The following is a 13,615-nucleotide window of genomic DNA, read 5'->3' as shown; positions in this document are numbered from 1 at the left end:
GCTACAACTTTTTGGGGGTACCATAGGGCATCTGCCGCCCCCTTGGGTTCCCCCTAAGTACGAAGATTCAATATTATATAAATATTGTTAACTATGAGATGATAATCCGAAGAATCAAAGTTCATAATATTATTATCTTGGATAATAAACCCAAAATAAGTAGTATACTAATAAAAGAAGGTCTTAGGGAGAATATCCCCCTAATTTAATTTATCAAGGATAAAAAGGAGTGATTTTTTGGGTCCAGTTATTGTTGGCGATTTGATGTTGCTAATTTTTTCAATTTATATTGGTATATTTTTTATATTTTTCCATAGCAAGTTTCCTGATATGACTGTGGGTTTTCATGTGTGGGAAGCTTGTTATTCTAAGGAGACATGGCGATTTGGTAATAAGTTTGCTGGGATTTTAGCTATTTGCCTCGGTGGGATTTTTTATGGAATCATAATTCCTATTTTAATCTATTTAGAAATTGATAGAAATATTCTTTCTATAATTCTAATAATCTCACTTATCTTTTACTTTTTGCTTTTATTTGCTCTTAGCAAATTTATTTTAAGAAAAAAGTTTAATCTTAAGGATAATGATTGATTTTTACTTGCTTTTAATATATAATGTTAATAGCAAAAGGGAGTAGCCCAATTATTTAATCGTCAAGACACGGATTATCCCGGTTAAATAAACCCTTGTGGTGGCAAGACGGAGCTGGTGTATTTGAATTTCAAATTGCCATTGGCTCCGCTTTTTTTATACCTTTGCAATAATATTTAGGAGGAATTATGGACTACAAAGGCAGTATTAATGAAGTAGTTAAAAAACACGGCACTGATCCCAAACGTGGCTTAACTTCATCTGAAGCTTCTGCTAGACTTGAAAAGTACGGCCCAAATATGATTGAGTCGTCTAATAAAAAGTCTATTTGGAAGAAAATTTTTGAACAAATCGCTGATCCTATGGTTTTATTACTTATAGCAGCAGCTATTGTTTCAGCTTTCACAGGTGATGCCATCGAGTGTGCGATTATCATTGCAATCGTTGTAATCAATGCAATTATGTCAATTATCCAAGAGGGTAAGGCTGAGGATTCTGTGGCAGCCCTACAAAAGATGAGTTCGCCTGAGGCAACTGTTATTCGTGATGGCAAAAGAGGCCATGTTAAGGCTGAGGATCTTGTCCCTGGCGATATAGTTGTCCTTGAAACAGGTGATATCATCCCTGCTGATATGAGACTTATTGAGACATCTAACCTTAAGATAGATGAATCTTCTCTAACAGGTGAATCAGTAGCTGTTGAAAAGGATGCATCTTTTACAACTAATGAAGATGTAGGTATTGGCGATAGAGAAAACTACGCTCACTCATCATCTATTGTTACTTATGGACACGGTATCGGCCTTATTACAGGCACAGGATCAAATACAGAAATTGGTAAGATTGCAACAAGTCTGGATGAGGTTGAAGATAAGGATACCCCTCTTCAAAACCAACTTAAAAAACTTTCAAAGGTTCTTGCTATCCTTGTAATCGTGGTATGTATAGCTGTATTTGCTGTAGGCTACCTAAGGGGCGGAGCAGACCTACTTGAAAACTTCATGATAGCAGTATCTCTTGCAGTTGCTGCAATTCCAGAGGGTCTAACAGCTGTTGTTACAATAGTTTTATCAATCGGTATGAATAGAATGGCAGAAAGAAAGGCCATTGTTAAAAACCTACTTTCTGTAGAAACTCTAGGCTCAACCACAGCTATCTGCTCAGATAAAACAGGTACCCTTACTCAAAACGAAATGACCATCACCAAAATCTATACCAATGACAAAGAATACGAGGTAGAAGGTTCTGGTTATAAGCCAGAAGGTGACATCAGAGATGAAGAAAAAGAAGTTGTTGATGGTGATGACCAAATCAAGCTTCTAATGACCATAGCATCTCTATGTAACGATGCTAACTTAATTCGTGATGGCGAAGAATACAAGATTACAGGTGATCCAACCGAAGGTGCAATGCTTACCTTTGCCGAAAAATGGAACATCAACCAAGAAGATCTAAATGAAAAACACCCTAGAATCCAAGAAATACCTTTCGATTCTACTAGAAAAATGATGACAACCTTCCACGAACTTGACGGCAAATACTATGCCATGACCAAGGGTGCTCCAGATGTCATCATGAAAAATTCATCAAAAATTCTAATTGATGGCAATTTAATCGAATTTTCTGATGCAAAGAGAAAAGAGCTTGCTGATGAAAATAACGACCTAGCCAGCCAAGCCCTAAGGGTAATGGCCTATGCCTTCAAACCTTTAGAAAGCCTTGATACAGACCTTACAACAGAAAATATCGAACACGATATGGTATTTGTTGGTCTAACAGGTATGATTGACCCACCAAGACCAGAAGCAAGAGCAGCAGTCGCAGAATGTCACGCATCAGGAATTGATGTAATCATGATTACAGGCGATTACTTCGAAACAGCCCTTGCCATAGCAAAAGACCTAGGTATAGCGGATTCCCGTGACCAAGCCATGCAAGGTTCTGAACTAAACGATAAGACAGATGCTGAAATCAGAGAGATAGTAAAAACAAAGAGAATCTTTGCCAGAGTATCTCCAGAAAATAAAACTCAGCTTGTAAAAGCCCTACAAGAAAATGATGAGATAGTAGCCATGACAGGCGATGGAGTAAACGATGCTCCAGCTATCAAAAACGCTGACATTGGTATATCAATGGGTATAACAGGAACAGACGTAGCCAAGGATGCTTCAGATATGATTCTTGTAGATGATAACTTCGCAACAATTGTAAATGCAGTAGAAGAAGGAAGAGTAATCTTCTCAAACATCAAAAAGTTTGTATCCTTCCTCTTATCATGTAATATCGCAGAAGTCCTAATAGTGTTTATATCAATACTTCTAGGCCTTCCAAGCCCACTTACCCCTATCCAACTTCTATGGCTAAACCTAGTCACAGATGCCTTCCCAGCCCTAGCCCTAGGTGTTGAACCAGCAGAGCCAGGTCTTATGGAAGAACCACCAAGAGATCCAAGACAATCAATAATCTCAGGTGATGTAAAAACCAACCTAATCCTACAATCAATTTATATTACAATAGCAGTTCTAGCTGCTTATATAGTAGGACTAAAATGGATCTTCCCAGATTCTATAGAAGGTGCCCACACAATGGTATTTGCAACCCTAATCACATCAGAGTTATTAAGGGCCTTCTCAGTAAGAAGTACCAAATACACCCTCAAAGAATTAGGTTTTACAACAAACCCTAACCTAATTAAGGCAGTACTTTTATCATTCTCACTACTATTAGTAGTAATGTATGTACCAGTCCTAACAGAACTCTTTGAGATAGTATCCTTCACATGGGAATGGATTCCAGTTCTAATCCTATCCCTAATCCCATTAGTTTTAGGTGAAATAGGAAAAATCGTAAGAAAAAAATAAGATAAATTTTTATACCAGTCAGGCTTGAGCCAGGCTGGTATTTTTATTTCTAAAATTGATTTTTTCTTTACAAGGAAACCTTTTCTTGTTAGAATTATTATAAACATCTAAGGAATTGACATAAATATTTGAAAGGTAACTTCATGAAAATAATCGATGAAATTTTAAAAGACATAAGATATACGGATACCAGAATAGGAAGCGCGTCAACAAGGGATTTTTCAAACGGCAACACCCTACCCCTTTGTGCAATCCCCCATGGGAATAATTATTTGACCCTAATGACCAGAAATGACCCTAGTTTTTTCTTTCATCCTGAAGATGAAAACTTGATCGCCCTTCGCCTAACCCATCAGCCAAGCCCATGGATGGGTGATTTTTCGCATTTTCAAATCTCTCCTATATTTGATAATAAGGAAAATATTTATGACAAGGACAAATCCATCTTTAGGCCAAATTTTCTAGAAATTTCTTACAAAAATGGTTCAAGGCTTAGAGCATCTATGGATACTTCTTCCGAGATAATTAATTTTGATAGGGTTTCTTCTTTTAAAATCTTTGCAGATGGCCTTACCCTCGATAAGTCTTCAGATTTTATAGAAGGCTATGTAATAAACTATGCAGGTTGTGAAGATGAAAATTTAAAAATGTACATAAAGATTGGCCTTGATGTAGATTTTGATTTTAAAAAAGAAGGAGACATCTACTATGTAAAGCCAAGTAGAGATAGGTTTTCAATAATTTTTGCAACTTCCTTTATTTCAGCAGACCAAGCTAAATTAAATTACAAGCGATCTCCAAAAGACCTTGAAGAATTCTTAAAAAAATCAAAAAAGACCTGGGATAAGTATTTTGATAAATTTAGCCTAGTCCATGATGATTATAAGGATGGGTTCTCAAAATTTACCCCTTATAAAAAAATAGACCAAGTGAAATTTTTCTACCACGCAGTTTACAGGGCCTTTCTCTTTCCTATGAAATTTTATGAGAAAGACGAAAAATCAAATCCAATCTATTATGACACCAAGTCAAAATCTGTAAAAGCTGGCAAATTTTATACAAATATCGGTTTTTGGGATGGGCAAAAGACCCTCTTCCCCCTTCTAAGTCTAGTTGCCATAGATGATTTGGAGGAAATCCTTGAAGGAATTTTAAATTTCTATAGGGATACAGGATTTTTGCCAAAGTGGCTATCACCAGATGAAAGAGGCCTCATGCCAGGGACTTTAGTTGATAATGTGATTGCAGATTGCCTAACAAAGGGCATAGGAAGTCATATGAAGGAAGATTTCCTAAGGGCCATGATTGATACTGCAGAAAAAGAATCAGATAATGACAAATACGGTCGTTATAAGGCCAAAACCTACAGGAAATATGGATATGTTCCTGCAATTTTTCATGAATCTGTAAACCAGAGCCTTGATAATTCTCTTGCAGATTATTCTATAGGAAGGGTAGCTGAACTTTGCGGAAAAATCGACCTAGCAGATAAGTATTACAAATATTCTAGAAATTGGGAAAGGCTCTTTGATCCTGAGAGTAAATTTTTAAGGGCCAAGGATGAAGATGGAAATTTCCTAAAAGACTTTGACCCCCTTGCCTGGGGCTCCCCTTATACAGAAGGCTCTGCCTACCAAAATTCCTACAACACCTACCATGATTTTCCAAGGCTCATAGAGCTTTTTGGTTCAAAAAAGGCTTTTGAAAAAAGACTAGATGAAATAGCAAATGCTGATTCAATCTACCATGTAGGCTCCTACGGTTATGACATCCACGAGATGGTTGAGATGCATGATGCCCACCTTGGTCAAATTGCTATCTCCAACCAACCATCCTTCCACTTGCCTTATCTTTATAATCTTATCGGAAAATATCATAAGACAGAGCTCATAGTTAAGACAATCATGAGGAATTATTTTTCCTATAGCTTTGATGGCTTCCCAGGAGATGAGGACAACGGGTCAATGGCAGCTTGGTACATCCTCTCAGCCATGGGCATCTACCCACTTTGTCCAGGATCTGGGACTTATCAAATTGGAATAGGATTTTTTGATAAGATGAAGGTCAAACTCTCTAATGGAAATATCTTAGAGATTGAAACTAAGGAAAATTATCCCCACAAAAATTTCCTAGAAAATCTTAATATCGACGGCAAGCCATTCAAATCCAAAGAAATAAGCCACCAAGATTTAATAAAAGTAAAGAAGATTAGCTTCAGACTAAATCTCTTACCAAGCGAGGAAGCTTATGAAAACTAAACACTTTACAGAAAAAATCGATGCCAACAGGAGACTTTATAAATTAAATAAAAATTGGCGCCATGCCCTTGGAGAAGCTCCAGGCTTTTACAAGCCTGACTTTGATGATTCAAGCTGGGAGATCGTAGATATCCCCCACGACTATTCGATTAATAGGAATTATTCAAGGGCAGGTGAGGCCCAATCTGCCTACAAATTAGCTGGCATCGGCCTTTATAGGAAGTCATTTTATATAGGGGATAAAAAACAAGTCCTAATCGCCTTTGATGGTATCTACTGCGACTGTGACATTTACCTAAACGGGAAATTTCTTGCCAGCCACCATCACGGCTATGCACCATTTATGATTGACCTTACTGATTTTCTCTATTACGATAGGGAAAATATCTTGGCTATAAGGGTTGATAATCCAATCCCCACCAGTCGCTGGTATTCAGGTTCTGGCATCTTTAGAGATGTGGACCTAATCCTTGCAGATGACATTTACTTTAAAGAAATAAAAATAAATGACATTGGTCTTGAGGAAAATAAGGCTGATGTCACTTTAAAAATCAAGGCCAATCTAGAAAATAAAGGCAAAAACCAAGAAAAAATAAGGATAAGCCACAAGATCCTTTACGATAATAAGATCATCAAAACTTTTAAGTCAGAGAATTTTACAATAAATCCTACAGACGATTTGAATATAGAAAGCAAGATCCAAATAAAATACCCTAAAATTTGGCAGCCAGACTCCCCACATCTTTATAAAATTCAATCGACTATAGAAAAAAATGGACAAGTCCTTGATATAGTCACAAACGACTACGGCTTTAGGTATTTCTCCGCATCTAGCCAAAGCGGCCTTAAATTAAATGGCAAAGCTATCAAGCTTAAGGCAGTCTGCCTCCACCACGACCAAGGATCCTTAGGTGCAGCCGACCACTATAGGGCGATTTTAAGACAGGTCCTCATAATGAAAGATATGGGAGCAAATGCCATAAGGGTTACCCACAATCCTGCCTCATCAAAGCTAATCGATATAGCCAACAAATACGGCATCCTCCTCATCGAAGAAATCTTTGATGGGTGGATAATGGATAAAAACAACGACTACAATGATTATTCGAGGTTTTTTGATAAAAAAATAGGCCCAAGCCATCTTTTAAATTCTAAAGAAGAAATGACCCGGGCTGAATATGACCTAAAGGAAACTCTAAGGAGAGACTACAATTCACCAGCCATCATCGCCTATTCTCTGGGCAATGAACTCATGTGCGGGACCAACCAAAGCAAGAGAAAAGACTATCCAAAAATAACCAAAAATCTTCTTGACCGGGCAAGGGAGATTGACCAGAAAAGATATCTTACAATAGGTGATAACTCCCTAAGAGATGGCTATGACCCAATCCTTCTTGAAATCGAAGAAGAAATCACTAAGAACAAGGGTCTTGTAGGCCTAAATTATTGTTATGGCGAAAAATATGACCAAATCCACAAAGATTATCCACATTGGATCCTTTGGCAATCTGAATCAGCCTCATCCATCAACTCCAGGGCCAGCTACGATAGACTTGGAGGAGATTTGAGGGATGATTTCAGACTAACATCCTTTGATGATTCAAAGGTCGCTTGGGGAAATCTAGCATCAGAGGCTTGGTATGATGTCATAAATCGTGATTTCATAATGGGCGAGGCCATTTGGACAGGCTTTGACTACCTAGGAGAACCCACTCCTTATAATGCTATAGCAAGAGGATATCCTTATGGGGAAAAAGCCCCAAGGTCTTCATTCTTTGGCATAGTCGATACAGCCGGCTTTGCCAAGGATTCCTATTATTTTTATAGGGCCCAGTGGAATGATAAGGATACAACCACCCACCTTCTGCCTTCTTGGAATGACAAAGAACTTGGATCTTTTACAGAAAATGTACCTCTTACTGTCTATACCAACGCCTGGGCTGTAGAGCTAATCTTTACAGACTCCAAAGGCAATAGACAATCTCTCGGCAAAAAATACATGGAGGAAGTAAAAACTCCTGCAGGTTTTACCTACAAAAAACTAAAAGGAGAAAGTGGTCACAAGGCCCTCTACATGACTTGGCACCTACCTTATGAAAAGGGAAAAATCGAGGCAATCTCCTATGACAAGAATGGTAAAATAATAGAAAATACATTGGGCAGGTCAAAAGTATGGACACCAGGAGATAAAACTTTCATAAAGCTAGAATCCTTTTATCCTTATTTTTCTGATGGCTGTAAAAAAATAAATTATATAGCAATCGACCTTGTCGATAAAAATAGCCAAATAAAAACAGATGCAAGGGATGAAATATTTGTAGAAGTCTCTAAAAACGCAAGAATTCTCGCCCTAGACTCAGGTTTTCAAACAGACCATGAGCCCTTTAAAACAAAGCACAAAAAAGCCTACGGTGGAAGGCTACTTGCCATAATAGAGGCAATAGGTGCCGGTCCTGTCGTAGTCAAGGCTTATGGGGCAAATATACAAAAAACTCAAATAGAAATAGAATCAAGAGGAGAATTTAAAAAAGACCAAAGCGTAGAATATGAGAAGTATCTTCTTGCACTTGATAAGGAAAATTATCCAGAAATATTCACCAAAGATGCTAAAACTTGGGAGCTAATAGAAATCAATAAAGACGATGATTTTGCAAGCTATGAGAGCTTTGATGAAAATATTCCTATAAATCTTTATATAAAGAATCTAAAAAAAGACTCTAGGCTTATGGCCTATGAAATGGGAATTTTTGAAGGAGAAGACCCAGTCCTTCCCAAATCTCTACCTCTAATAGATGATGAGGGGAAAATTATCTACCATGGCAAGAATATAGAATATGATAATTTTGATGAAGATGATTTTATAAAAAATGACTCCTACCTAATTAAATCAAGTCTTGACCTTTGTGGAAAAACCTATCATGGAAAGGTAAAAATCAACAAGCTAGTAGAAAAATACAGGCTAGATGCCTATATAGAAGACTTTGCCTTAAGGCAAGCAAAAAACGAAAGCGAAGCCTTCTTCGCCTTTGACACCCAGCAGGTCTTTAGCCAAATAGAAATAATTTCAACGGATTCCTTAGAAGATATAAGCTTTCTAATCGGAGAAAGCGAGGATGAAGATAGTTTTAAAGTCATCAGACCAGAAAAAACTATAAAAGAAGCATGCAAAACCACCTATGATTTTGGAATCTTTTCCGCAACCTTCATAAAAATCAAGGGAAGTCTTGAAAACATCAATAAAATCCGCCTAAGGTCCCTAAGAATCAAGCTATAAAAAATCTCCATGACCAGAGATTTATAGGTCATAGAGATTTTAATAAATATTAAAGGGCAAAGATTACCCCGCACAAGGCTCCAGCTCCTATGATCCATAGGGGATGGAGTTTTTTGAATTTAAACATGATTCCTAAAAATATAGCAAAAAGGGCTATTGGTAGGGGCCTAATAAGGTCTGTTATATTTCCGCTTTGCCTAAATAAGTCTAGGTCAAATAATGTTATGACAAGGACTGATGCCATAGCACCAAGTATTAGGCCAGCTGTAGCTGGTCTTAGGGTAGAAAAGGCATCTGCCACTAGCTTTGAATTTTTGAATTTACTCATCATCCTTGCAATTATTAAAATTATAATGATAGGTCCTGCAATTAAGGAAAGGGTTGCTAAAATTCCACCAAGAGGACCGTAGGCCTTGTTGCCAGCATAGGTTGCCATATTTATTCCGATGGCCCCTGGTGTAGATTCTGAAACTGCAATCATATCCAAAAGCTCTTCGCTTGTAAAATATCCGTACTTCTCTCCCATATCTTGAAGGAAGGGAATTGTCGCCATTCCCCCACCTACTGCAAAAAGTCCTGTCTTAAAAAATTCCCACATTAGTCTAAGCATTTTTCACCCTCCCAAGTCCTATACCAAGGCCTGCTACGATTACTACAATAAGAATTGGCGATAGGTCAAAGACCCCAATAGCCAAAAAGGTAAGGATAAAAATCAAAAATTTCATACTTGTATTGGCATTTTTCTTCACCATATTAATCACCGAATACAAAACAAGGGCAGATACGGCTATGCGGATGCCGGAAAAGGCGTGCTGAATCCACACAATATGGGAAAAATTCTTAAGAAAACCTGCTATAAGTGTAATTATAATGACAGATGGGCTAATAAAGCCAAGACTTGCCACAAGGCCTCCCATGTCCCCTGCCATCTTGTATCCGCAAAAAGTGGATGTATTTATAGCAATAATCCCAGGTGTCGATTGGCCGATGGCATAATAATCAAGGATTTCCTCGCTGGTGGCCCAGGATTTCTTATCAACCAATTCCTTTTCAAGCAAGGGCAGCATAGCATAGCCCCCACCAAAGGTAAAAAGGCCAATTTTAAAAAAAGTTATATATAAGTCTAAAAGTATGTTCATAACTAATTTCCTTTCGATTTATTCAAAAATCATCTTGCTTTGATTATATAACAAGCCGATAATTTCTCAAGATTGACCACTATCCTAGGTTTTTAATTTATTTTGTAATATTTAACCCCTAAATGTAGGGTATTTATTAGCATTTGTAAACTATTTGTAAATATTTTGTAATTCTTTTGTTGACATTTCCATAAATATGGTATAGAATATAAACTATCGTTAAGAAATTAGGAGATAATATGAAGAATTTTAAATACATAATAGCAGGAGCAATATTTTTTGCAAGCCTGACAAAACCAGCCTTTGCTGCAGAAGATGTAACAGCTACAAAGGCAGAAACAGTAGTTTATTATGACCAAACTAGCCTTGACATAGAAGAAATTAAAGAATCTAGCGAAAAAGGCCAAGAAAACTTAGAACAAACCATCATCAAACCTACCCTTTATAAGGAAGCAAACGAAGTTGATGTAAAGGAAGAAAAAAAAGAAGAAGATCACCCTGATAGGATAGAAATCACTGGTACAAGCAAGAATGCAACAGGTAATGAAGATGAACCAGGCAGAGTTGCTTGGAGAGGCTACAGACAAGGTATTATTTCAAATTTTGATATCCGTACCGAAAACCCTGACCATATTGACGGAGCCTACATTGACCGTTTCCTAGAAAAGAGAGGGCACTATTCAGCTCTTAAGGGATATGGTGATACAATCATGAAATATTCTCAAAAATACGGCATCAACGTTGGAATATTCATGGGACAAATCGCTAAGGAAACAACTTTCGGCAAAAATCCTGCAGGCGGAAAATACAATTTCGGATCTATCCGTTATTACAAGGGCGGCTATGGTTCTGAATATGGCTATGCTTACGCTGGCAGATCTAAATGGATCAACCCACCAACAGTTGAAGCAGGGGTTGAGGTCCTTTTTAAACTAATGCGTGAAGGCTATGCAAACAAGGGCTACACATCTTATAAGTCCTTTATCAATAGATATTCACCAGCCTTTGAAAATAACCACAGATCATTTGAACAATTAGCTGTCGGCACAATGAATGCCCTAGCTATCCCATATTAAAAATTGCAGTCTAAGCGAAAGTTTAGGCTGTTTTTAATTGCCTTTATTATAAAAATCCTATAAAATATATATAAGCAGCAAATCACCCACAAAATAGAAAGGACCTTAATGAAAAAACTAATATTTGACGTAGATGGAACAATACTTGATTCAATGCACATATGGATTAAGCCACAAAACGAACTTTTTTCCAAATATGGCTTTAAGCTTGAGGATTTATCAAAAGAAGAAAAGGGCAAAATCGAAGCCCTATCCTTTGAGGCTATGTGCGTCTATATAGCCGATGAAATAGCCAAAGATATGACAGCCCAAGAAGTCATGGACCACTTTGATGACATAATTACAGATGGTTATAAAAATACCCTTATGCCAAAAAAAGGAGCAAAAGAAATTCTCAAAAAACTTAAGGATGCTGGATTTTCAATGTCAGTAGCATCTTCTACTCCCTATCCTTACTTAGAAATGGCCCTAAAAAGGCTAGAAATCTTTGATTATTTCGACTTTTTCGCCACACCTGACCTCTTGGATATGAAAAAATCAGACCCAGACTATTGGCACTATATAATCAAAAAACACGGAGCACAGGCGTCAGACTGCATACTCTTTGACGATGCCCTCTATGCTATAAAGGCTGCAGGCAAGGAAGGAATAAAGACAGTAGGCCTTAAGGACTTCCCATGGAATGAAAATGAATGGGAAGACATAAAAAAAGAAGCCGACCTAGTAATGGATACAATAGTAGAAATAAATATAGAAAATCTAAAATAAGTAACAAAGACCGACTATTTTTAGCCGGTCTTTTGCATATCTCATTTTATTTCTTTTTATTAACAATTACAGATACCCCATCTGGCACGAAGGCTATACGGGAATCTTCTCCCTTGATTTCTTTAGCTCTTGCTAGGGCTTGGTCTAAGTTTTCTGCATATTCCATATGCATATTCTCAATTAGTTCTTTGTTTGATGGGTCAGTTACAAATATTACCTTGTGGCGAACTAGGATTCTTGCAAGGATTTGGATTTCCCATTGGTCTGCTATGGTTTCTTCCATTGGAATTTGTAGAACCCTGTCTTCTACTTCCTTAGGGCTTTTGGCATCTCTAAAGGTCTCATAGAAGCTTTGACCACCGTGGCCGTCATTACATCTGGATATTTCAATTATAACCCCGTCATCAGCTGCAGCTGCTTCTGCTGCTGTCATTGATTTGACTGATTGGTAGACATTTTGATCAAGCGGATAACCACCATTTGTTGTAATGGCAATATCTGCATTTACTCCTTCAACAGTAGAAAGTTTCCTTACAAATTCACAACCTGTAGCGTGGGCTGTCACCTTATCTCCTGCAAAGGCATTTATTATCTTCTTATCGGCATCTATTACAACGTTTAATATAAAGGCAAGGCCTGCCTTATTGGCTGCATATTCCATATCCTTGTGGATTGGATTTTCCTTAAGGATACCTGTTCTTGAATAATCACTTGCAATAAATTTAGAGCAGTGGTTGGCAAATACAGTCTTTTGGCTAGCAACACCAGGAAGTATTGACTTTCTTCCTCCAGAGAAACCTGCAAAGAAATGTGGCTCGATAAAGCCTTCTGAAATAAGCAAATCACAATCAACAGCAATTTTATTAATAAGTAATTTTCCGCCAGATGGCAAGGTTCCAAGGTCAACCATATCCTCATCTTTTGATGAGATGTGGTTTACGATTTTTTCATTTTCAACAATTTCCTTGCCAAATTTAGAGATCATCTCTTCCTTAGTAGTTGGCCTATGGAAGCCTGTAGCTATAAGGATTGTAATATCAGCATCTGGATTTCCCTTTCTAATTTCTTCAAGCAAAATCGGAAGGGTAATAGCTGATGGTACTGGCCTTGTGTGGTCAGATGTTATAAGGGTAATCCTCTTCTTGCCCTTGGCTAAATCTCTTAGCCTTTCTGAATCAATTGGGTTTTCTAGGGCATCTTTTACCAAATCTTCCTGGCTTTTGGCAGCCTTATATGTATGAGCAGCACTTTCAAGGACAAAAACCTTATCATCTACTTCTTTTTCTATAAATTCTTTGCCATAAGGCAATCTAATACTTCTCACTTAGTCCTCCTTGTAATTATGTATACTATTATAATATTACAAAAACCCAATTCTGTAAACCTTTTCTTTCTAAAGGGACCTTACATATTTATCAAATATAAACTAATTATTTCTTTAAAATTCATTGATTAATAATATAATATTACCATCTCCTACAAAGGAGTTGATAATCATGGAGATAGCACTATTCTTATTGGAAAATTTATTTTTTCCCTTGTTAGTAGCGATCATTTTCAAATATATTGAAAAATATATAGAAAATAAAAGTAATAACAAGTAGAAAAAAGGCAGTAGCTGGGAACTACTGCCTTTTTTATTTGTTGA

The 13,615-nt window shown here is 37.2% G+C and carries 9 protein-coding genes; 6 read left to right on the top strand and 3 right to left on the bottom strand.

Going from position 1 to position 13,615, the window contains the following annotated elements; genetic code table 11:
• Positions 1–264 precede the first annotated feature (264 nt).
• The 4 genes from ACCQ42_RS08420 (at position 265) to ACCQ42_RS08405 (ending at position 8,984) form a co-directional block, all read left to right on the top strand.
• Positions 265–591 (top strand): SdpI family protein, encoded by a 327-nt coding sequence (locus tag ACCQ42_RS08420; protein WP_410035914.1) that lies wholly within the window; start codon positions 265–267, stop codon positions 589–591.
• Positions 592–779: 188 nt separating this feature from the next.
• Positions 780–3,452: a cation-translocating P-type ATPase gene (locus ACCQ42_RS08415; RefSeq protein ID WP_410035912.1), complete on the top strand. Its 2,673-nt coding sequence runs from the start codon at positions 780–782 to the stop codon at positions 3,450–3,452.
• 143 nt (positions 3,453–3,595) lie between these two features.
• A complete protein-coding gene (locus tag ACCQ42_RS08410) occupies positions 3,596–5,710 on the top strand; it encodes a GH92 family glycosyl hydrolase (protein ID WP_410035911.1) in 2,115 nt (704 codons plus the stop codon).
• Positions 5,700–8,984, top strand: a complete 3,285-nt coding sequence (locus ACCQ42_RS08405) for a glycoside hydrolase family 2 TIM barrel-domain containing protein (protein ID WP_410035910.1) — start codon at positions 5,700–5,702, stop codon at positions 8,982–8,984. Before ACCQ42_RS08410 ends, ACCQ42_RS08405 begins: the two co-directional genes overlap by 11 nt.
• 49 nt (positions 8,985–9,033) lie before the next feature.
• Here ACCQ42_RS08405 and ACCQ42_RS08400 read toward each other — a convergent pair whose 3' ends face one another.
• Together ACCQ42_RS08400 and ACCQ42_RS08395 are read right to left on the bottom strand one after the other, a co-directional pair.
• The gene (locus ACCQ42_RS08400) at positions 9,034–9,594 is read right to left on the bottom strand and encodes a chromate transporter (protein WP_106461102.1); all 561 of its coding nucleotides are present in this window, start codon (positions 9,592–9,594) and stop codon (positions 9,034–9,036) included.
• Complete coding sequence (locus tag ACCQ42_RS08395; protein WP_106461103.1) at positions 9,587–10,123, bottom strand: chromate transporter; 537 nt, start codon at positions 10,121–10,123, stop codon at positions 9,587–9,589. The genes ACCQ42_RS08400 and ACCQ42_RS08395 overlap by 8 nt, the downstream gene beginning before the upstream one ends.
• Before the next feature lie 239 nt (positions 10,124–10,362).
• Here ACCQ42_RS08395 and ACCQ42_RS08390 point away from each other — a divergent pair, with 239 nt between their 5' ends.
• Both ACCQ42_RS08390 and ACCQ42_RS08385 read left to right on the top strand, forming a co-directional pair.
• Complete coding sequence (locus ACCQ42_RS08390) at positions 10,363–11,199, top strand: glucosaminidase domain-containing protein (protein WP_106461104.1); 837 nt, start codon at positions 10,363–10,365, stop codon at positions 11,197–11,199.
• Between the two features lie 108 nt (positions 11,200–11,307).
• Entirely contained in the window at positions 11,308–11,967 is a 660-nt protein-coding gene (locus tag ACCQ42_RS08385; protein ID WP_106461105.1) for an HAD family hydrolase, read from the top strand.
• A gap of 46 nt (positions 11,968–12,013) precedes the next feature.
• Here ACCQ42_RS08385 and larA read toward each other — a convergent pair whose 3' ends face one another.
• Entirely contained in the window at positions 12,014–13,291 is a 1,278-nt protein-coding gene (larA, locus tag ACCQ42_RS08380) for a nickel-dependent lactate racemase (protein WP_410035909.1), read from the bottom strand.
• Positions 13,292–13,615 lie beyond the last annotated feature (324 nt).

The sequence above is a fragment of the Anaerococcus kampingae genome (assembly GCF_046365475.1).
Taxonomy (GTDB): Bacteria; Bacillota; Clostridia; order Tissierellales; family Peptoniphilaceae; genus Anaerococcus; species Anaerococcus kampingae.
Note: the sequence above shows the minus strand (reverse complement) of the source record. Positions and strands in the feature narration are given on the sequence as shown.